Here is a 19,519-nt window from a genome sequence, read left to right on the forward strand (position 1 = left end):
GCTGAGACAAAATGTCATCCCGCAGGGGCCGACGGACTATTCATCGTAAAATGACGTTGAATGAGCGCTGCTGCGGGTCCATAGGGGACCCTCAACAGACAGAGGTTATCCCATGCGCAGTGTCAGCTATTCCCAATTCGGCAAGGCCAGTGACGTGCTCGAACTGGCGGAGCGCGAGATGCCGCAGCCGGAGCCAGGTCAGGTCCGGGTGCGCATGACACTGTCGCCGATCCACAATCATGACCTGATGACGATCAAAGGCGTCTATGGCGTCAGGCCGGAACTGCCGTCCGTGCCCGGTACGGAAGCGGTGGGCGTGGTGGATGCGCTGGGTGAGGGCGTGGACAACCTCAAGATCGGCCAGCGCGTGATGGGCGGGGCGGGTGCGACCTGGGCGGAATATTATCTGGCCAATGCGGCGACCAGCATTGCGGTGCCGGACTGTGTCGACGATGCGACGGCCTGCCAGCTGATTTCCATGCCGCTGAGCGCCAAGATGATCCTGGCTGATCTCAAGGTCGGCAAAGGTGACTGGATCATCCAGAATGCGGCCAATGGGGCGGTGGGCAAGCTGCTCAATCACTTTGCCGCCGAGGCGGGTGTGCATGTCATCAATCTGGTGCGGCGTGATGGCGGCGTGGCTGAAATGGCGGCGTTGGGCATTGGCAATGTGGTGTCGACCGAAGCTGAGGACTGGCGCGACAAGGTCGCCGCCATTGCCAAGGACGCGCCGATCGTGCGTGGGCTGGATTCAATCGGTGGCGAAGGCCCGGAAGCGCTGCTCAGCGTCATGGCGCCGCGCAGCGAAGTGGTGTCCTTCGGCAATCTGTCGGGCCAGAAGATCACCCTGTCGTCCAACGCGATCCTGTTCAAGCAGGCCGTGGTGCGTGGTTTCTGGGGCGCGCAGAACAATTTCCCGCGCGAGGCCATCGGCCGGATGATCGGCGAACTGGTGCAGTCGGCCGCCAAGGGCACGCTCAAGCTCGAGGTGGATGGCGTCTTTGGGCTCGATCAGGCGCGCGATGCGGCCAGGGCCAGCGACGAACCTGGCCGCAAGGGCAAGGTGGCGATCAAGGGATGATCGCCACGCCAATCGGCGTCAGTGCGGCTCGTGGGCGTCGGCGGTGCCGAGCAGCCAGTAGCCGGCGGCCTTGACATATTCGGGGTTGAAGCCGCGCTCGTCGGTCAAATGGGCGCGGACGGCTTTGCTCATGGCGCTTTCACCGGCGACGTAGGCATAGGCGACGCCGTCGCGCAGGGTGGCCGCCTTGATGGCGTCGAGGATGAGGCTGGTCGTGCCTGCCGGTTCTCCATTCCGGTGAAGATAAACGAGCGTCAGGTCGGCTACGGTCTCGAAGGTCTGTTCTTCGGTGGTATTGTCGACCTCGATGAAGGCAACGATCTTGCTGCCGGCAGGCAGTTCCTCAATGCGCCGGCCAAGGGCCGGCAGGGCAGTTTCGTCGCCGGCCAACAGATACCAGTCATAGGCAGCCGGCACGACCAGCGAGCCGCGCGGGCCGCCGATAACGAGCTTGTCGCCGAGCTTGACCTTGGCCGCCCAGCCCGAGGCAGGGCCGTCACCATGCAGGACGAAATCGATGTCGATCCAGCCTTCGGCGACATTCCAGTCGCGCGGGGTATAGTCGCGCATCTCCGGCTTCTCGCCCTCGGCAAATTCGGCGCCGCGGTCGCCGATTGGCGCCAACCTGGGCTCGACCCCTCCTGGGAAAAAGAACGCCTTGATGTGATCGGCATGGCCGACCGAGGCAAAGCCTTCCATGTCGCCGGTCAGGCGGATACGGCGCATCAAGGGCGTGATGTCCGTGATTGCGATCACGTCCAGCAGCCGCATTCTGGTGTCGTGCCGGACGCGTTGCGGGGCGCGGGGATCGATGGTCTCGGACATTTTAGTTTTCCTGATTATTTAAGTCAGGAATTAACCCGACCTTGCATCGCAATCAAGGCTCGTCGGCCGGTGTGTGGCTCACAGCCAGTTGAAGGCGCTGCAGGAGTGGCAGGAGGCCGTCGATCTCGTCGAGATCGATGCTGGCAAATTCGAATGGCGGGTCGGCTCGCAGCTCGAAGGCATAGTCGCCGGTCGCGCGGGGGAATGTGGTGATGAAGCTGGCCAACGCAGCCTTTGAGTCATCGGACATGGTCTCTGCCGGTAGCCCTTCGATGAAGGCCACGGCGGATTGCTGATAGTCGGCAATGATGGGGCGGGGGTCTTCGTCATAGGGCAGGTTGCCGATGAGGGCCGGTGCCAGAAGGGCCGAGACAAAGAGGGCGTTGCTGAACTCGACGGTTAACTGGTCGAAGGCACCTGGGATATCGTCGAAACTGTCGAGGCTCTTGGGATCGAAATTCATGCTGGACAGACGGCCGGCCAGGCGGATGGCGCCATCACCGGGCGCAGTGACGGAAAAGTCTGAGACCTCCACCGTGTGCGATTGTTGGTCCCAACGATAGTGAAAATGCATGTCCATCGGCTCGGACTGGATTTCGATCAGGTAGTTGCTGTTGGGGCTGCCGGTGTCGGGGGCATTGGCAAAGCCGGTGATGGCGAGATCGAGCTCGGCCGGCGGTCGCTCGGCGACAAAGTCTTCCAGAAGGGTGGGTGCGCGCAGTTCCAGTCCGGCAATGCGATAGCGGGTGTAGGTATCCGTCCCGATATAGAAATTGGTAAGACGGCAGCCATCGGCAGTGTCTTCCACGGTTGTCTCCGGCGTGCGCTCGATAGCGTCGAGCGCGATGACAAGCTCATCGCAGGTCTGGGGTGGCGGGGGAGCCTTCTTGTCGGTCTGGGCATGTGCGGGCAGGGGCGCGAGCAGGATGAGGCCAGTCAGGAAATGAGCGCGACGCATTGGGGCTCCACAATAAAAACATCAGGAAATTCAAAGCCAGACCTATGCAACGGCAGAATGTGGCAGGAAGGAGACCTTCGGGATATTGGCTTCTCAGCTGTCGTGGCGCGGCTTATAGATCGCGGCTCCACTGGTCGGATGTCCATGCAAAATCTTCTTGCCCGTTTCCTGATGCGCCACGAGCCTCGCAAGGACTGGCGGGTCCATGCCAAGTCGGCATCGGCGACGGCAGGCAGCGTGACGCTGATCGGCGCGCTGGCTGCGGCCACGGGCCTGCCGTTGCTGCTGGCGCCGCTGGGGCCGACGGCGATGCTGATCTTCGGACAGCCCGAAAGTGCGGGGGCGCAGCCGATCAATATCTTTGCCGGCTACCTGATCGGCACGATGATTGCCGTGGGAGCACTGCTGTTCGGGCCCGAGCCCTGGTGGGTGGCTACGCTGTGCGTGGGCCTCACCATGCTGGTGATGCTGGTGCTTAGGGTGACGCATCCGCCGGCCGCCGCCGTGCCGCTCCTGGTCTATCCGGGGCCGGTCGATCCGCTGACGCTGTTTGCGGTTCTCCTGATCGCCTGCGTCATGTTGGTGGTGCTCGCCTTTGGGCTGCACCGGCTGCCGCCGCGGCAGCGCTATCCGCTGCCGATCCGGCAGGAAATCGATCAGGAATAGAGCATGCGATCCTGCTCGGCGCGCAGGGCGAAGAGACGCGTGCTGGTATCGGGCTGGCTGTTGGCCGTGGTCAAGAGGTCACCCTTCTTGATCGGTGCCGTGACCTTGCCGCCTTCGAGCAGGCCGACAGGCAGGGCGCCGGCGGCGCGGGCATCCGTCACGGTCATGGCGTAGCTGCGATAGCAGGTCTCCCCGATTGCATCGAGCGCTTCGCCGGGCAGCAGGTCACGCTTGGCGACGGCACAGACCTCGGCAACGGGGCGCGGCAGCGGGACCATGTCGGGCCGGCCATAGAGCATGATCCGCGCCGCGGTCAGCGGGACCTCGAGGCTCGTCAGGTGATAGGGGCGGAAAAAACTGTAGTAGGGGCCGTGGCCGATATGGAGATCGTCCATGCGCTCGATGATGCGCGGGTGCTCAGCCTTGACGATAACGAAAACGCCGGGGGCAACGCCCTTGCCGATCGTATAGTCGACGACGCCCATGGAATTGAGGATGCCGCCGTCTTGCCTGGGGATCAGCACTTTGGCCATGTCGTCGCGATCAGCCTTGGGCCCATGCATGCCGGGAATGTCGGGCGTGAGGCCCGTTGCATTGGCGATGGCGCACATTTCCACGGCGGTCTTGGAGCCGTCGACGAATTCCACCAGCATGCGCGGGTTCATGTTCCGGCGGGTGGCCTCCTCGCGATAGTCATCCGGGACGGCATCGTGTTTGAGCGGATTGTTCTTGCCCTTGCCTGCCGCGACGATGGGCAGGCCCAGTGCAGTGACGAATTCGATCAGCTCCATGCAGGAGCTTGGCTCGTCGCCAGCGCCGACCGAGTAGATGACGCCGAGCCGGTCGGCCTGGGCCTTCAGATAGGGCCCGATGGTAACGTCGGCCTCGACATTCATCATCACCACATGCTTGCCGTGTTCCATGGCGGTGAGGTCGTAGTCAGCAGCCACGCCCGGCTTTCCCGTGGCATCGATGACGACATCGATGTTGGGCGTGGTGACGAGCGTTTCCGCCGAGGTGATGGCGATCTTGCCGGCCTCGATGGCGGCAGTCGCCCTTGCGGGACTGTCGGCCTCGCGGCCCTTGCTGTCGTCGCCATAGGCGATTTTGATGGCGTCCAGCGCGGTATGGGGGCGGCGCGTGGCGACGGCTGCCATTTCCACGCCCTTCATCAGGCTCATCTGGGTGACCAGGTCCGTGCCCATTTCTCCCGAGCCGATTACGCCGACGCGGATCGGCTTGCCGCTGTCTGCGCGGGCAGCCAGGTCGCGGGCGATGCCGGTAAGGGCGATGGAAGTGGTCATGAGATAAGTCCGGAATTATTGCGCGCTTGGGTTACCCCTGTCGCGGGGGTCGCCGCAAGGGGGCAGAGCGATCCGGGCAGACTTGTTTGCCGCCAACTGCGACAATGTTTCAGCGATCTCGCGCATAGAAGTATTCAGCAGGTTCAATAGGCTTAGCACTTCTTAAACCGTTCCCGTGGACACTGGCGCTCGGAGAAAACTCCCGGGGGCATGCAGTGCAAATGGTCAGCTCGACCAAAACAACCGTCGCTTTGCCGGCGATCATCGACCTGGACTCGCTGGATTCCATCCGCGACGGACTGATCGACGCAATCGAGGAAGGCCCGATCAGCGTGACCGCAGATGCGATCGAGCGCGTGTCGACCAATGCGTTGTTCATGCTGATCAGCGCAGCGGAAACTGCCCGGAAGAACAATTTCGATTTTGCCATTGAGCAGCCGAGCGCGGCCCTGACGTCCGCGATCGCCAGGCTGGGTCTGGACGCCCAGTTTGCGGGAATGATGAGAGGATGACGAGCTTGCGGGTACTGACGGTGGACGATTCGAGGACGATCCTCGCGATGCTGCACCATACGCTGAGCAATGCGGGTTTCGAGGTGCTGCAGGCCGAGGACGGCAAGCAGGGCCTTGATGTGCTCAAGAGCCAGCAGGTCGATGTGGTGATCACCGACATCAATATGCCGGTGATGGATGGCATCGAATTCATCAAGCATGTGCGAGCCACGGGCCAGCACCAGAGCCTGCCGATTCTGATCTTGACCACGGAAACCAGCCAGGACAAGCGCGACCAGGGCAAGGCCGCTGGCGGTACGGGCTGGATCGTCAAGCCGTTCGATCCGGAAAAGCTGATCTCGGTCATCCACCGCGTCGTGCATTGAGTTCTATTGTTGGTAGTGACCCAGAAGGGTTTTGCGTGTTTGCATGAGCGATCTCGACGACTTCAAAGCCACCTATTTTGACGAATGTTCCGAACTGCTGACCGAAATGGAAGAGCAGTTCGCGGCCATCGAGGCTGGTGAGCGCGACGCAGACCGCCTCAATGCCGTGTTCCGCGCCATCCATTCGGTCAAGGGCGGTGCCGGTGCCTTCGGCTTTTCGGCACTGGTAGGCTTTGCCCATGCCTATGAGACGCTGCTCGACTATGTGCGCGACGGCCGGGTCGAGATGACCGATGACGTCGTGACGCTGTGTATCCGCGCCAATGACATTGTCGCTGACTACGTCAAGGCCGCCCAGACCGGCGAGGCCCTGCCGGCCGACTACGGCCAGGAAGAAAAAGAACGCTTCGACGCCCTGGCGCGCGGTGAACGCGCCGATGACGACGAAGGCGGCGAGCCGATGGAAGAATTCGATCTCGAATTCGTCCCCGTCATGGTCAATATCGGCGGTGGCGAGGATGCGCCGGATGATGCCGGTTTCGATCTTGGCGACTTTGGCGGCGTTGCAGACGAGCTTGCTAACAGCAATGACGATCTGGCAGAAGACGCGTTCGATGCGCCGCCGCTCGAAGCCGTGCCGGGCCAGTGGGAAATCCATTTCACTCCACATACGGCGCTCTATGCGCGGGCCAATGATCCGCTGCTGTTGTTCCGCGAGCTGGCGGTTCTGGGCGAAATGCAGGTTCGTCCGGTCCTGACCGCCATGCCTTCACTGGCAGAGTTTGAACCCTTCGCAGTCTATTGCTCTTGGGAGATCACGCTCATTTCGGAATCGCTGACCGAAGCGATGATCCGGGAAGTGTTCGAATTCGTCGAAGGCGACTGCGACATTGCGGTGGCCCAGGTTGGTGCCGCAGGCGCCCCTGAAGCAAGCGCTGGCGTTGCGTCGGCCACGGCCAAGCCGGCCATCGAAGCCGAGCCCGATACATCCGACCTCCTGGCTCTGGCCGATGACGAGGTCTCCGACCTGCTCGATTTCAATCTCGATACAGACGTGGTCGCGCCGCCGGTGGCGGCGGCCAAGGCCGAGGTGGCCGTTGCAACACCGCACGCGGACGCGATTATCAAACCGGCCGAAGACGATACATTCGAAGAGGCCCCGGGCCTCAGCTTTGCCGAGCTGGCCGCAAGCATCGTGCCGAGCCCGGTTGCCAAGCCAAAACCTGTCGTTGCCGCTGCGCCGCCGAAGCCGGCAGCACCTGCAGCCAGCAGCGATGGCGAGGATCACGGCAGCAAGGCCAGCGTCGGCGTTCAGTCGATCCGTGTCGATCTCGACAAGGTCGATCGCGTGGTCAATATGGTGGGCGAGCTGGTCATTACTCAGTCCATGCTGACCCAACAGATGGATGAGACGCTGCGCGCGCGCTATACCGAGCTGGTACGCGGCCTTGAGGTCCTGGCGCAGACGACGCGCGGCCTGCAGGATTCGGTGATGGCGATCCGCGCCCAGCCGGTCAAATCGGTGTTCTCCCGCATGCCGCGCCTGGTGCGCGAACTGGCAACCAAGACCGGCAAGAAGATCAAGCTCGAGACGATCGGCGAAAATACCGAAATCGACAAGACGATCATCGAGCAGCTTTCCGATCCACTGACCCACATGATCCGCAATTCGGCAGATCACGGTCTTGAAAGTGTCGAAAAGCGCCTGGCGATCGGCAAATCTGACACGGGCACGATCCGGCTTTCGGCGGAGCAGGCTGGTGGCAATATCCTGATCATCGTCGAGGACGATGGTGCGGGCATCAATCGCGAACGTGTGCTGCAGGTCGCGCGCGACAAGGGCATTGTGGCGCCGGACGTCAATCCGACGGACGAACAGATCGACCAGCTGATCTTTGCGCCAGGCTTTTCGACGGCCTCGGAGGTCAGTGACCTGTCGGGCCGTGGTGTGGGTATGGATGTGGTCCTGTCCAATATCAAGAAGATCGGCGGCTCGGTGCATGTCCGCTCGTCGACCGGCAAGGGTACGCGCATGACCCTGCGCCTGCCGCTGACGCTGGCGGTGCTCGATGTCATGCTGGTCAAGGTTGGGGTGTCGCCCTATGTGGTGCCGCTGAGCTCGATCGTTGAAACCATCCAGTGTTCGCGCGCCAGCTTCGAGCGGGTGCCGAGCGGCGGGCAGGTGCTGCAGGTGCGCGGCGAATATGTTCAGGTCATTGACCTCGCCAAGCGCTTTGACCTGCAGAATGAGACAGAGTCGGACAACCGCTTCGTCGTGCTGTGCGAGGCCGAGGGTTCGGCCAAGGTTGCGCTGATCGTCGATGACATCATTGGCCAGCAACAGGTGGTGATCAAATCGCTCGAAGAAAATTTCGAGCGCGTCGATGGTATTGCCGGCGGTACGATCCTGGGCGACGGCAATGTTGCGCTGATCGTTGACGTGCAGGGCCTCAAGACCACTATTGTCCACAAGAATGCGGCCTAGGCCGTGCGTAAGTTGGCTGCGAAAGCGGCGTAGTAAAAGCGTAGCCGGCCAGAAGGACGGCAGAAAGGCATAGAATGGAAGCGCTCGGTTTGCGAGACGACATGGCCGACAAGTCCGCCGTCGCAGCCCAGAATTCACTGCAGTTGATCGCCTTCTCTATCGGCGAGCAGACATATGGTGTCGAGATCACCACCGTGCGCGAAATCCGCGCCTGGAATGGTGCGACCCCGCTGCCCAATACCCGAGAATTCGTGCGCGGTGTGATCAACCTGCGTGGTACGATCGTGCCGATCTTTGACCTGCGCGCCCGCTTTGGCGATGGCCAGACTTCGCCCACCAAAAACCACGTCGTGGTGGTGATGAGCGTGGGCGACAAGTGGGTCGGGATCCTGGTCGATGCCGTCAGCGACATCCTGACCGTGTCCAAGGACGACATCCACAATGTGCCCGAAGGCAATTCGATCGATACCGAATTGCTCAATGGCATCGTGACCCACGAGAGCCGGATGGTCGGTCTTATCGATCTGCATGCAGTTGTGAGCGGTGCCAAGCTCGACGGCTAGGCGTTCCACGGGCAGTGTTTTTACGAGGGCGCCGTGAGGCGCCCTTATTGTTTGATGGGAACTGTTTGCCGTGTCTCGGCTTGAATCCTGAGCAATCCAGGAGGGAGCCGGTAAATGCTCGACCATAGCGGAATTGTCGTCACTGATCTCAAAAGTGCCCGTCGCTTCTATGATGCCATCGCCCAGGCGCTTGGCCTGGCGACAACGGACAATGGTCCGGACTCCTTCCTCTTCGGCAAGAGCAAGGAAGAACCCATTCCTTATCTGTGGATCGGGACGCTGCGGCCCAGTTACTGGGTGGAAGGATCAAAGGCCGGCATCAATCAGATGCATGTCGCATTCATTGCCGAGAGCAAGGCTATGGTCGATGAGTTCTTCAGAGCGGCCGTTGCTGCCGGTGGCAAGGATCACGGAAAGCCCGGTCCGCGTGAAGGCGCCGGCGACTATTATGGTGCCTTTGTACTGGATCCGGACGGCAACAACATCGAGGCCTGCGTACGCGGAGCCGCAGCGCGTTAGAATTCGAATAGTATTAGATTCGAATCCCGCAAATAAAAATGACGCCAAATGGCGCCAGCGAACAAACAGACCTTGGGTTGGCCTGGATCAAAACAGGTCGACGTCGCCGTGGCTTGGATGAGCCGCTACGCCCGAAAGCGAAGGCACCCGCAGTTCGTCGAGCGTCAGACTGGACCAGATTTCGTCATAGACGCTATCGGGCGCCGTGGGCGGCAACAGGGCGAACTGGCGGACAGCGAGAGCCATGTTGTGGCAGCGCTGTTCGATCCGGTCCTGGCCTTGCAGCGAGGTGATGATCATCTGTACGGCTTCGCGGACAGTGGGATCCTTGCTCAGGTTATTTTCAGCGAGCAACTGAAGCGCCTCAGTGATGCCTTCCAGCATTGCTGCGGTCTGGCGCGCGGTCTCATCGAGTTCTCTCGCGAGTTTCTGCAGTGACATACGTATTCGATCCTAGCTTAGTCGGGGCACTCTATATGACTAATTCTAAAGGTGTTCTTGCTGTTTATTTTGGCGGCAAAGAGGTCTGGCCGCGTGGTTAGCAATTGGTAACGAGTGTGCGGCTATGATGAGATAGCCGGCGTATCAGGGTTGCACAGGTTAAATGGGACTGCCGAATTCTCTACCACCCGAGTTTGATCGCGGGGTGGTCACCACCGTCCATCAGGGCGACTGCCACGTATCTGCCGATGCCGACCTCACCTATTCGACGGTCCTGGGCTCCTGCATCTCTGCCTGCGTACGCGACCGTGTCGCCAATCTTGGCGGCATGAATCATTTCCTGCTCGCCGAACAGTCCGGCTCCGCCAAGGATCGTTACGGCGCATCGGCCCGCTATGGCGCCTTTGCCATGGAACAGCTGATCAACAAGGTTCTCAGCCAGGGTACCGGCAAGAAATCCAACCTTGAGATCAAGGTGTTCGGCGGCGGCAAGATTAATTCCGCACTGGATGACGTGGGTCGCAAGAATATCGACTTCCTGCGCCAGTTTCTGGCCGACGAAGGTTATGTAGCGATGAGCGAAGACCTTGGTGGGACCTTTGCGCGCCGCGTGCTGTTCAAGCCGCATTCGGGCCGCGCCTTCGTCAAGCGACTGGATAGCGACGTGGGTGCCAATGTGGCGCGCGAGGAAGTCGCCTTTGCTTCGCGCCGCGTCGTGGTGCCAGCGCCGGTGGACGATATCGAACTGTTCTAGAGCCAACCAGACCGCTCCAATTTGATCAGCACCCCGACGCCCAGCGGCCTGGGGTGCTGTTGTTTTGGTCGACGTCTCGGCAATGCTTCGCCTTTTGTGCCAGAACAGGACGAAATTTCACTGCATGACAATCTGATTTAGCGAAGTCTTCCGCGATAACAGTAGTTTATAGGTTTGGTTAACCATGTTCGTTTAGGTTTTCAGCATGTTGGATTCCCGTTGCTGAACTGCGAACAAGGCGCTTCATGCCCATTACGCGTCTCGCGATCATCTCAGCCCTACCCTGGCTTGGCGCCCTGGCGCTGGCTGCAGGACTGTTGCCGATTCTGGGGGGCGGTGCAGCCTGGCTGGTGTGTCTGTCGCTATTGATGATTGTCGCGCTCGGCGTCGCCCTGCTGCTGGCGGCTCGTAGGGCCAGGATGGAGGCCCGAGTCCTCGCCCGGCTGGCTCTGACCGTCGGTCTCACCGAACGGGCCGATGAGGCTGTCACCATCGATGGAATCATCGCGCGGATGAGCCGGCGGCTGGAAAAGACCCATCAGCTCAAGAGTGCTATCGGGGCCCTGCACCTGCCGGCGCTTGTGGTGGATGGTGAAGGTCATATCATCACGGCCAGTATCGGCGTGACCCGCCTCGCCATCGGCGCGGTTGAAGGAGCGACGCTCGACGCGCTGTTTGGCGCCGGCTATCTGCGGGCAGGCGGCGGTGCACCCGATGAGGCGCTGGTCGTACTTGGAGGCGCGCGGTTCACCATGGTCAAGCGCAGCCTCGGCGGGGGCTGGAGCCTGCTCGAACTCAAGCCGACCGGAATGTATATCGAGGAAGACGATCTCGATGCCTTCTCGGCAGCATTGTCGGGCGGGCAGACCGGTTTCCGCTTCGAAGCCAAGGCTGTTGCGGCGCAGCCGGTGCTGGCCGCGCTCAACAAGGGACTCGCTGCGCTGGACGACGGCCTGCGGCAACTCGAAGCGGTGGCGGCGGGCAGCGGCGAACTGCCCGATGCGTTGACCGGTCCGCTTGGCGACCTTGCCGTGCGGCTGAACGATTATACGCGGGCGCTGGCGGAACGAGCCGATGACGAACGAGGCTTGCGCGAAAGTCTTGAGAAGAAGCTCGCAACGGTGGGTGGCCTGCTCGAGAGCTTCGAACAGCGTGCGGCGAGCTTCAAGGCGATCGGTGGCGAGAACGCCGGTGACATGTCGGCGACCGGCAAGGCGTTGGCCGACGGCGGCGGGCGGTTGCGACAGGTGCGGATCATCGGTCACGCCGTGCAGGACCTGACCAGCGAACTCGACATGGCGGCGCGGCGCACCCAGGCCCTTGTCGGCGATATCGACACGATGACCGGCGAAGTCGACAAGATGGTGCAGGCCATCGAGGATGTGTCCTTCCGCACCAACCTCCTGGCGCTCAATGCGGCCGTCGAGGCGGCGCGGGCAGGGGAGAAGGGCGCAGGCTTTGCCGTGGTTGCCGACGAAGTGCGGCAATTGGCGCAAATCACCAATCGCTCGGCCAAAGACATTCGCATGGTTGTGCAGCGCGGGCGGGCGCAGTCGGAGACTGGCAAAATAGAAGCACAGTCGCTGCAAAAAATGATCGCCGGTCTGGGCGGGCATTTACGCAATCTAAGCAATGAAACCGATACGGTTGTTTCGACACTGGACGAAGGTGAAGCGGCTCTGAAGCGTCTCACCGGACGAATGGCGTCGTTTGGCGAAACCCCGGCGCAGACTTCTGCCGCCATTTCGCGGCGACGTGCCTGACGGCCCTCACTGCCGTCCTGAAGGTCGGGGTTATTGGGGTATCAGGTATGGATCAGGGAGAAATCTCCCTCAGCAATCGCGAATTCGAGCGGATCAAGGGCCGGGTCTATTCAGTGGCCGGCATCTCGCTCAGCGATGCAAAGCGGACACTGGTCGTATCGCGACTGAGCAAGATCGTGCGGGCACTGCGCTTGCCGAGCTTTGATGCCTATATCGACTATCTCGAACGCAATGGCAGCGCCAATGACGGGCAGGATTTCGTCAATGCGCTGACGACAAATCTCACGCGCTTCTACCGCGAAGACCACCATTTCGATCATCTTCGGACCCATGTCGGCAATCTGATGAGCGAGAGGCCACGCGGCCAACGCTTGCGCATCTGGTCGGCCGGATGCTCGACAGGGCAGGAGCCCTACACGATCGGCATGGACCTGCTGGCCGCGTTCCCCGAGCTCAAGCGCTGGGATTTCAAGATCCTGGCGACAGACATCGACACGGCGGTGATCGCCAAGGCGTCAACGGGCAGCTATCCCGAAAACGAACTCAATGGCCTCAGTTCCGAACGGGCGCGGCGACTGGAAAAGGGCGGTGACGGCACGATCCGTGTCCCCGCTCCCGTGCGCGAACTGGTGTCGTTCAAGCCGCTCAATCTCATCGGACCGAACTGGCCGATGAAGGGGCCGTTCGACGCCATCTTCTGCCGCAACGTCGCAATCTATTTCGACAAGCCGACGCAGGGCGAAGTGTTCAGCCGGCTGGGCAAGCTGCTCGCGCCGGAAGGGTATCTCTATATCGGCCATTCCGAGAATCTCGGCGCAGGCGGTGAAGGTTTCCGCCTCGTCGGCAAGACGATCTATCAATCCAAACTGAAATTGAACAAACGAGAAGCGGCATGAGCATCAAGGTCCTGGTCGTCGACGATTCGGCGCTGATCCGTGAAGTGCTGTCGCGCATGCTGGCACGGGATGGGGATATTGTGGTGGTTGGTACCGCCGTTGATCCCATGGATGCGCGCGAGAAGATCAAGGCGCTCAATCCCGATGTGGTGACGCTCGACATCGAAATGCCCAATATGAACGGGCTGCAATTCCTCGATAAACTGATGCGCCTGCGGCCAACGCCAGTGGTCATGGTGTCGACGCTGACCAAGAAGGGTGCGAGCGAAACGCTGCTGGCGCTGGAGCTGGGCGCGGTGGATTTCGTGGCCAAGCCGAGCGCGGAATTTGACGGCGGGCTCGACGCGTTCGGCGCCAACCTGCGCGACAAGATCCGTGCTGCAGCCAAGTCCGACGTGCGCGGCCATGCCGTGGGCCGGGCGGAAGCGCCAAAGGTCGCGGTCAAGACCGCGGCAGCGCCGACCGGAGCGCTGATCGCCATCGGTGCCTCGACGGGTGGCGTTGAAGCGATCCGGACAGTGCTCAGCCTGATGCCAATCGACTGCCCGCCGATCGTCATTGCCCAGCATATGCCGCCCGGCTTTACCGCCCGCTTTGCCGCGCGCCTTGATGAGGTCTGCGGTCTGACCGTGGTCGAGGCCGAGGACCGCATGGTGCTGCAGCCGGGCCATGCCTATGTGGCCAAGGGCGACTATCACCTGCGCGTGGAGAAGACCTCAGGCCAGCTCAAGACGCGGCTGACGCACGACGAGCTGGAAAGCGGACATCGTCCGAGCGTTGATGTGCTGTTTGCATCGGTCGCCAAGTCGGTGGGCGCCATGGCTGTCGGGGCGATCCTGACCGGCATGGGCCGGGACGGAGCGCGCGGGCTCAAGATGATGCGCGATGCCGGTGCTTATACGATTGGCCAGAGCCAGGCCTCGGCGCTGGTCTATGGCATGCCGCGCGTAGCCTTCGAGGAAGGGGCGGTAATCGAGCAGGCGCCAATCGATGCGATTGCCGGCCGGCTGGCCGCGGCGCTGGTGCGCCTCAAGTCAGCTGCCTAGTCACGAACAATACCGATAGCCCGGTTGATAGATTTGTAACGCTTCTTGTCTAATGTTTTCAGGCAAGTAGGGCCGCGAGGCCAGCGCAAAGAAGGTTGAATACGACATGCCAAAAGCCAGCGCACTCAGTGTTCTCGTGGTCGATGACCAGCAGTCCATGCGGGGCATCTGCAAATACATCCTGACCCAGCTTGGTTTCAAGGACATCATCGAAGCCAAGAGCGGCCGTGATGCTTTGGGCAAGCTCGAGAAGGCCAATGTCGATCTGATCATTTCCGACTGGAACATGGAAGATATCGACGGGCTGACCCTGCTCAAGGTGATCCGCAAGCATCCGCGCACCCAGGCGATGCCCTTCATCATGGCGACCGGCCGCTCGGACAAGGAGCAGGTCAAGGAAGCGATTTCCTTTGGCGTCAATAATTACATCATCAAGCCCTTCGACGCTTCAACCATGAAGAAGCGCATCGAGGCCGTGATCGGCGCCCTCAGCTAGGCGCCTTTGCTGATTGCTTGAAAACAGGCCTCCCTTCCGGGGAGGTCTTTTTGTTTGCGCGCGATTACCTGCGTAAGGAGTAGTTAAGCCTGCTGCGATAGCGTCGGCACCGTCGGTTCAGGCCGACGGCCTGGGAGGGCTATCGCCGGACGCGCGTCAGCGCGGAATGATCATGCCACGAGAGAGGCATGCCAGCGATAGGTGGCATTTGGGGGACAAGGCATTTTACCGGACAAGTATCGCGGATACGGGCCCTCAGGGTCGCTCGGCCGACCACTTTGGTGATCGATCTCGATGAGGTCCGGAATTGGACATTAACAACGGTCGGAGTCCGATCCGACCCATGTTTGGCAGGGTCGGCAAGACGCGCGGGAACGCGTCCTGTCGATTCCTTGGGGGACTAACTATGCGCAAGCTTTCTGCCGTCTTAGGCAATATCCGGATGACCACTGCAATTGCGGCGCTGGTCCTCGTTTCCATCATCGGTTCCATCGCCGCCGTTTCGGGCGCGATCTACATAAACCTGCATGCCGGCTCGATGGAAGACAGCAAGCTGCAACAGGATACCAACCTGGCGGTGGCGGCGACGATCCTTGAGCGTCGCATTTCCGGCTCTGTGCTGAACTGGACGCCGGAGGGCACGATGGATGCCTTCCAGAGCTGGGCCGTGCCTCCCTTTTATGACACCGAGATCATCGACTCGGTGACCCGCGTCACGCGACAGGACGCAACGATCTACGTCGTCGACGCGACGACAAAGGTCATGCATGGCAAGACCACGAGCATCGAGGCCGCTGATGGTACGCGGGTGACCGATCTGGTCATCGACCCCGCCGATCCGATCTATGCCACGCTGATGGAAGGTCTGCCCTATTCCGGCGCGATGCTAGTCAATGGTATCAGCTATTTTGTCGCCTTGCAGCCGATCGAGAAGATGAGCGGCGAAGTGATGGGCGCGATCTTCGTCGGCACGCCCATGGTCAATATCGAGGCGGCGGCCAATGGTGTGCTCGGGCTGATCCTGATGGTAGGCGGTGGCGTTGTCGTGGTGCTGGGCCTGATCGGCCTGCTGCTGTCACGCATTATCACTCGGCCGATCCCCAAGCTGGCAGGGTCGATGGAGGCGATTGCCGAAGGCAATTACGCCACTGACGTGCCCTATACAGGGCTGGGCAATGAAGTTGGTGGCATGGCGCGCGCTGTTGAGGTGTTCCGCCAGAACGGGCTGCGCGTCAGCCAGATGACCGAGGCGGAAGCGGCACGGATCGTTGCCGAGCAGGAAAGCCGCCAGCAGATGATGAGCGAGCTGCAGTCCGCTTTCGGCGCGGTGGTCGATGCCGCGGTGGCGGGCGACTTCAGCCGGCAGGTGACGGCAGAATTTCCCGACCCTGAGCTCAACGGCCTGGCCCGCGGCATCAACGAGCTGGTTTCAACCTTCAATCGCGGTGTGACGGAAATGGGCCAGGTGCTGGGCGCCATGGCCAATACCGATCTGACCGAGCGGATGGAGGGCGATTACCAGGGCGCCTTCGCGACCCTCAAGAGTGACATCAATGCCGTGGCCGACAAGCTGACCGAAGTGGTCGGCCAGCTCCGCCACACCTCCGGTTCGCTCAAGACCGCGACGGGCGAAATCCTCTCCGGCGCTAACGACCTGTCCGAGCGCACCACCAAGCAGGCCGCGACGATCGAGGAAACCTCCGCTGCCATGGAGCAGCTTGCAGCGACCGTGCTGCGCAATGCCCAGCGCGCCAAGGATGCCAGCGCCGGCGCCATTCGGGTGACGCGGACTGCCGAAGAGGGTGGTCAGGTGATGGATCAGGCAACTTCTGCCATGGAGCGCATCACGCAGTCCTCGGCCAAGATTTCCAACATCATCGGCATGATCGATGACATTGCTTTCCAGACCAACCTTCTGGCGCTGAACGCATCGGTTGAAGCGGCCCGCGCCGGGGATGCCGGCAAGGGCTTTGCCGTGGTTGCTGTCGAAGTTCGTCGCCTGGCACAGTCGGCAGCCTCTGCCTCATCCGATGTCAAGGCGCTGATCGAGCAGTCCGCGGGGGAGGTCAAGTCTGGCTCCAAGCTGGTCGGGGACGCTGCTGGCAAGCTTGAAGCCATGCTGGATGGCGTGCGCGACAACAACAACCTGCTCGAATCCATCGCCAATGACAGCCGCGAACAGGCGTCGGCCATCGAGGAGGTCTCGACAGCGGTCCGGACCATGGACGAAATGACCCAGCACAATGCGGCGCTGGTGGAAGAAACCAATGCCGCTATCGAGCAGACCGAGGCGCAGGCGAGCGAGCTCGACCGGATCGTGGAAGTATTCAGGATTGCGCGCGGCGAAACGCCAGTCCGGAGCGCCGTCGCGCCCGAGCCTGCTCCCCGAGCCGGAGCACGCAACCTGCAGCAGCGCCTTGCTGCCGCTTCGGCTAGTTTCGCGTCGCATGGCAATGCCGCCGTGGCAGCCGATTGGGACGAATTCTAGCCTTGCTACCGGGTGGTCCGGTAAAAATATCCGGACTGCCGCCTCTCAGTTTTAACAAACAGTCTAGTAAAAACAACATTGTAGCTGTCGTTGCATTACGCGCCTATTCCGAAATTATTCCGAACATCATGCTAAACTTTCAATTAAGTCCCTGCTGGTAATTTGACTCACTAAAGGCGGTCGGATTACTCGTGCCCGCGCCTGGGTTCTTAGGGGCATAGAATATGTTCAAGGGTATTTCGCGGTCGTTCAACAATATCAAGTTGACCACGATGATCGCGGCATTGGTCATCTCGGCCATCATCGTGTCGGTCGCTGCCGTAACGGCTGCGATCTACGTCAACCTCAATGCATCGACGCGAGAGACAGCGGCCAATCAGCAGGTCGTGAACCTCGAGATGGCGGCGACGATCCTGCAGACCAGCCTGCCCGGCGCCGAGGTGACGTGGACAGCCGATGACCATATTGAGGCGATCCGGGCCTGGGCCATGCCACAGGAATTCCTCAGCCATGAGATGGTGGATTCCATTGCCCGCGTGACCGGAGAAGCGGCGACGATCTTTGCCTGGGACGAGGCCAGCCAGGATTTCGTGCGACTCACCACGACCATCTTGGGCAACGACGGCAATCGCATCCTCGGCACATCATTGGGCCAGGCCAGCCCGGCTTATGCGGCGATGATGAGCGGCCAGCCATATTTCGGCGAGGCCACGATCACCGGAAAACCCTATTACACGGCCTATCAGCCGATCCTCGACCAGGCTGGCAAGCCGGTCGGCATCGTGTTTGTCGGCATCGACCGCAGCAAGATCGATGGCGTCCTCTACAATACGCTGATGATCATGCTGGTCGTCGGCCTGATCACGCTCGCTGTGCTCGGCACCATTGGCTATGTGTTGTCGCGCATCATGATGTCGCCGGTACCGCGCCTCGCCAAGACGATGAAGCAGGTGGCCGATGGCGACTATGAGCTCGAGGTGCCCTTCACGCGTCGCGGCAATGAAGTGGGCGAAATGGCGCGTGCTGTGGAAGTATTCCGCGAAAACGGCCTCAAGATCAGCCAGATGACCGAGGAAGAGCGCGCTGCTGCCCAGCGCCGCCGTATCGAGCGTACCGATATGATGGTGGCGCTGCAGGCGGCATTCGGCGAAGTGGTGGATGCGGCGATTGCCGGCGACTTTTCCAAGCGCGTGCATGCGCAATTCCCCGATGCCGAACTCAATGCACTCTCGCAAGGCGTCAATTCGCTGGTCGAAACCGTGGATCGTGGCATCGGCGAAACCGGTGTGGTGCTGGGCGCTTTGGCCAATACCGACCTGACCCATCGCATGCAGGGCGAATACAAGGGCGCCTTTGCCAAGCTCAAGACCGACACCAATGCAGTCAGCGAAAAGCTGACCGAGATCGTCGGCAGTGCGCAGCATATTTCCGGCTCGCTGAAGCAGGCGACCGGCGAAATCCTTTCGGGCATGAACGATCTTTCCGAACGCACCACCAAGCAGGCAGCGACGATCGAAGAGACGTCCGCTGCCATGGAGCAGCTGGCGTCGACGGTGGCCGACAATGCCCGCATGGCGGAGGATGCCAGCGGCAAGGCGCAGACCGTTTCGCGCAGCGCGACGCAGAGCGGAGAGACGATGAACCAGGCCAATGAAGCCATGGAGCGGATCACGTCGAGCTCGGCCAAGATCTCCAATATCATTGGCATGATCGACGATATCGCCTTCCAGACCAATCTGCTGGCGCTCAATGCGTCGGTGGAAGCGGCGCGCGCCGGCGATGCCGGCAAGGGCTTTGCGGTGGTCGCCGTGGAAGTGCGGCGCCTGGCGCAGTCCTCGGCCGAGGCATCTTCGGAGATCAAGGCGCTGATCGAACAGTCGTCCGGCGAAGTGCAGGGTGGATCGCGCCTTGTGTCGAGTGCGTCCGAACAATTGTCGGCCATGCTCGCCGCAGTCAACGAGAATGCCAGCATGATGCAATCCATCGCCAAGGCCAGCCGCGAGCAGGCGTCGGCCATCGACGAAGTGACGGTCGCCGTGCGCCAGCTCGACGAGATGACCCAGCACAATGCGGCTCTGGTGGAAGAGACCAACGCCGCTATCGAGCAGACCGAGGCGCAGGCGAGTGAGCTGGACCGTGTCGTTGACGTGTTCACGCTCGATGGTCGTGCGCCCAAGCGGTCTGCTGCGCCTGTCGCCGCGCCGCCAGTTGCGGCGCCGCGCGACGCCTCGCGCCGAATGCAGTCGGTCAAGCAGAGCTATCTCAGCGACGGCAATGCAGCGATTTCAAGTGACTGGTCTGAATTCTAGAATTCACCTGTAAAACGCATGAAATGGGCGCCAGTGGCGTCCATTTTT

The 19,519-nt window shown here is 61.3% G+C and carries 18 protein-coding genes; 14 read left to right on the forward strand and 4 right to left on the reverse strand.

Annotation, left to right across the window (positions count from 1 at the left end):
* The first annotated feature begins 112 nt into the window (after positions 1 to 112).
* Positions 113 to 1,081 carry a zinc-binding dehydrogenase gene (locus P0Y65_19960; GenBank protein WEK04420.1) on the forward strand — a complete coding sequence of 323 codons (969 nt, stop codon included), beginning with the start codon at positions 113 to 115 and terminating at the stop codon, positions 1,079 to 1,081.
* Positions 1,082 to 1,099: 18 nt separating this feature from the next.
* On the opposite strand, the gene P0Y65_19965 is transcribed toward P0Y65_19960, so the two are convergent.
* Both P0Y65_19965 and P0Y65_19970 read right to left on the reverse strand, forming a co-directional pair.
* Positions 1,100 to 1,906, reverse strand: a complete 807-nt coding sequence (locus P0Y65_19965) for a siderophore-interacting protein (GenBank protein WEK04421.1) — start codon at positions 1,904 to 1,906, stop codon at positions 1,100 to 1,102.
* Between the two features lie 52 nt (positions 1,907 to 1,958).
* Positions 1,959 to 2,864, reverse strand: coding sequence for a hypothetical protein (locus P0Y65_19970; protein ID WEK04422.1), 906 nt, complete (start codon positions 2,862 to 2,864; stop codon positions 1,959 to 1,961).
* Between the two features lie 144 nt (positions 2,865 to 3,008).
* On the opposite strand from P0Y65_19970, the gene P0Y65_19975 reads away from it, so the two are divergent.
* Complete coding sequence (locus P0Y65_19975) at positions 3,009 to 3,530, forward strand: HPP family protein (GenBank protein WEK04423.1); 522 nt, start codon at positions 3,009 to 3,011, stop codon at positions 3,528 to 3,530.
* Here P0Y65_19975 and P0Y65_19980 read toward each other — a convergent pair.
* Positions 3,521 to 4,834, reverse strand: coding sequence for an NAD(P)H-dependent oxidoreductase (locus P0Y65_19980; GenBank protein WEK04424.1), 1,314 nt, complete (start codon positions 4,832 to 4,834; stop codon positions 3,521 to 3,523). The genes P0Y65_19975 and P0Y65_19980 overlap by 10 nt on opposite strands.
* A 221-nt stretch (positions 4,835 to 5,055) precedes the next feature.
* Here P0Y65_19980 and P0Y65_19985 point away from each other — a divergent pair, with 221 nt between their 5' ends.
* The 5 genes from P0Y65_19985 (at position 5,056) to P0Y65_20005 (ending at position 9,278) form a co-directional block, all read left to right on the forward strand.
* Positions 5,056 to 5,346 carry an STAS domain-containing protein gene (locus P0Y65_19985; protein ID WEK04425.1) on the forward strand — a complete coding sequence of 97 codons (291 nt, stop codon included), beginning with the start codon at positions 5,056 to 5,058 and terminating at the stop codon, positions 5,344 to 5,346.
* On the forward strand, positions 5,343 to 5,711 hold the full coding sequence (locus P0Y65_19990; GenBank protein ID WEK04426.1) for a response regulator: 369 nt from the start codon (positions 5,343 to 5,345) through the stop codon (positions 5,709 to 5,711). Before P0Y65_19985 ends, P0Y65_19990 begins: the two co-directional genes overlap by 4 nt.
* Before the next feature lie 43 nt (positions 5,712 to 5,754).
* Positions 5,755 to 8,196, forward strand: coding sequence for a chemotaxis protein CheA (locus P0Y65_19995; GenBank protein WEK04427.1), 2,442 nt, complete (start codon positions 5,755 to 5,757; stop codon positions 8,194 to 8,196).
* 101 nt (positions 8,197 to 8,297) lie between these two features.
* Positions 8,298 to 8,759 (forward strand): chemotaxis protein CheW, encoded by a 462-nt coding sequence (locus P0Y65_20000; GenBank protein ID WEK04428.1) that lies wholly within the window; start codon positions 8,298 to 8,300, stop codon positions 8,757 to 8,759.
* Between the two features lie 114 nt (positions 8,760 to 8,873).
* The gene (locus P0Y65_20005; protein ID WEK04429.1) at positions 8,874 to 9,278 is read left to right on the forward strand and encodes a VOC family protein; all 405 of its coding nucleotides are present in this window, start codon (positions 8,874 to 8,876) and stop codon (positions 9,276 to 9,278) included.
* An 87-nt stretch (positions 9,279 to 9,365) separates the two neighbouring features.
* Here P0Y65_20005 and P0Y65_20010 read toward each other — a convergent pair whose 3' ends face one another.
* On the reverse strand, positions 9,366 to 9,719 hold the full coding sequence (locus P0Y65_20010) for a hypothetical protein (protein ID WEK04430.1): 354 nt from the start codon (positions 9,717 to 9,719) through the stop codon (positions 9,366 to 9,368).
* A gap of 163 nt (positions 9,720 to 9,882) precedes the next feature.
* Here P0Y65_20010 and P0Y65_20015 point away from each other — a divergent pair, with 163 nt between their 5' ends.
* The 7 genes from P0Y65_20015 to P0Y65_20045 all read left to right on the forward strand — a co-directional run bounded on the left by P0Y65_20015 (position 9,883) and on the right by P0Y65_20045 (position 19,471).
* A complete protein-coding gene (locus tag P0Y65_20015; GenBank protein WEK04431.1) occupies positions 9,883 to 10,473 on the forward strand; it encodes a chemotaxis protein CheD in 591 nt (196 codons plus the stop codon).
* Between the two features lie 245 nt (positions 10,474 to 10,718).
* Entirely contained in the window at positions 10,719 to 12,236 is a 1,518-nt protein-coding gene (locus P0Y65_20020) for a methyl-accepting chemotaxis protein (GenBank protein WEK04432.1), read from the forward strand.
* A 47-nt stretch (positions 12,237 to 12,283) separates the two neighbouring features.
* A complete protein-coding gene (locus tag P0Y65_20025) occupies positions 12,284 to 13,132 on the forward strand; it encodes a protein-glutamate O-methyltransferase CheR (GenBank protein ID WEK04433.1) in 849 nt (282 codons plus the stop codon).
* Positions 13,129 to 14,178: a chemotaxis response regulator protein-glutamate methylesterase gene (locus tag P0Y65_20030; protein ID WEK04434.1), complete on the forward strand. Its 1,050-nt coding sequence runs from the start codon at positions 13,129 to 13,131 to the stop codon at positions 14,176 to 14,178. Before P0Y65_20025 ends, P0Y65_20030 begins: the two co-directional genes overlap by 4 nt.
* A gap of 106 nt (positions 14,179 to 14,284) precedes the next feature.
* Positions 14,285 to 14,674, forward strand: coding sequence for a response regulator (locus tag P0Y65_20035; protein ID WEK04435.1), 390 nt, complete (start codon positions 14,285 to 14,287; stop codon positions 14,672 to 14,674).
* Between the two features lie 442 nt (positions 14,675 to 15,116).
* A complete protein-coding gene (locus P0Y65_20040) occupies positions 15,117 to 17,162 on the forward strand; it encodes a methyl-accepting chemotaxis protein (GenBank protein ID WEK04436.1) in 2,046 nt (681 codons plus the stop codon).
* A 224-nt stretch (positions 17,163 to 17,386) separates the two neighbouring features.
* Entirely contained in the window at positions 17,387 to 19,471 is a 2,085-nt protein-coding gene (locus P0Y65_20045; GenBank protein ID WEK04437.1) for a methyl-accepting chemotaxis protein, read from the forward strand.
* Positions 19,472 to 19,519 lie beyond the last annotated feature (48 nt).

The sequence above is a fragment of the Candidatus Devosia phytovorans genome (genome assembly GCA_029202405.1).
In the GTDB taxonomy this organism is placed as follows: domain Bacteria; phylum Pseudomonadota; class Alphaproteobacteria; order Rhizobiales; family Devosiaceae; genus Devosia; species Devosia phytovorans.

Excerpts from the sequence above, each read along its gene's own strand:
- P0Y65_20040 (WEK04436.1), top strand. The coding sequence starts at position 15,117 with ATGACCACTGCAATTGCGGCGCTGGTCCTCGTTTCCATCATCGGTTCC.
- P0Y65_20030 (WEK04434.1), top strand. The coding sequence starts at position 13,129 with ATGAGCATCAAGGTCCTGGTCGTCGACGATTCGGCGCTGATCCGTGAA.
- P0Y65_20015 (WEK04431.1), top strand. The coding sequence starts at position 9,883 with ATGGGACTGCCGAATTCTCTACCACCCGAGTTTGATCGCGGGGTGGTC.
- P0Y65_19965 (WEK04421.1), bottom strand. The coding sequence starts at position 1,906 with ATGTCCGAGACCATCGATCCCCGCGCCCCGCAACGCGTCCGGCACGAC.
- P0Y65_20045 (WEK04437.1), top strand. The coding sequence starts at position 17,387 with ATGTTCAAGGGTATTTCGCGGTCGTTCAACAATATCAAGTTGACCACG.
- P0Y65_19970 (WEK04422.1), bottom strand. The coding sequence starts at position 2,864 with ATGCGTCGCGCTCATTTCCTGACTGGCCTCATCCTGCTCGCGCCCCTG.
- P0Y65_20035 (WEK04435.1), top strand. The coding sequence starts at position 14,285 with ATGCCAAAAGCCAGCGCACTCAGTGTTCTCGTGGTCGATGACCAGCAG.
- P0Y65_19980 (WEK04424.1), bottom strand. The coding sequence starts at position 4,834 with ATGACCACTTCCATCGCCCTTACCGGCATCGCCCGCGACCTGGCTGCC.
- P0Y65_20005 (WEK04429.1), top strand. The coding sequence starts at position 8,874 with ATGCTCGACCATAGCGGAATTGTCGTCACTGATCTCAAAAGTGCCCGT.
- P0Y65_20010 (WEK04430.1), bottom strand. The coding sequence starts at position 9,719 with ATGTCACTGCAGAAACTCGCGAGAGAACTCGATGAGACCGCGCGCCAG.
- P0Y65_19985 (WEK04425.1), top strand. The coding sequence starts at position 5,056 with ATGGTCAGCTCGACCAAAACAACCGTCGCTTTGCCGGCGATCATCGAC.
- P0Y65_20020 (WEK04432.1), top strand. The coding sequence starts at position 10,719 with ATGCCCATTACGCGTCTCGCGATCATCTCAGCCCTACCCTGGCTTGGC.
- P0Y65_20025 (WEK04433.1), top strand. The coding sequence starts at position 12,284 with ATGGATCAGGGAGAAATCTCCCTCAGCAATCGCGAATTCGAGCGGATC.
- P0Y65_19960 (WEK04420.1), top strand. The coding sequence starts at position 113 with ATGCGCAGTGTCAGCTATTCCCAATTCGGCAAGGCCAGTGACGTGCTC.
- P0Y65_19990 (WEK04426.1), top strand. The coding sequence starts at position 5,343 with ATGACGAGCTTGCGGGTACTGACGGTGGACGATTCGAGGACGATCCTC.
- P0Y65_20000 (WEK04428.1), top strand. The coding sequence starts at position 8,298 with ATGGCCGACAAGTCCGCCGTCGCAGCCCAGAATTCACTGCAGTTGATC.
- P0Y65_19975 (WEK04423.1), top strand. The coding sequence starts at position 3,009 with ATGCAAAATCTTCTTGCCCGTTTCCTGATGCGCCACGAGCCTCGCAAG.
- P0Y65_19995 (WEK04427.1), top strand. The coding sequence starts at position 5,755 with ATGAGCGATCTCGACGACTTCAAAGCCACCTATTTTGACGAATGTTCC.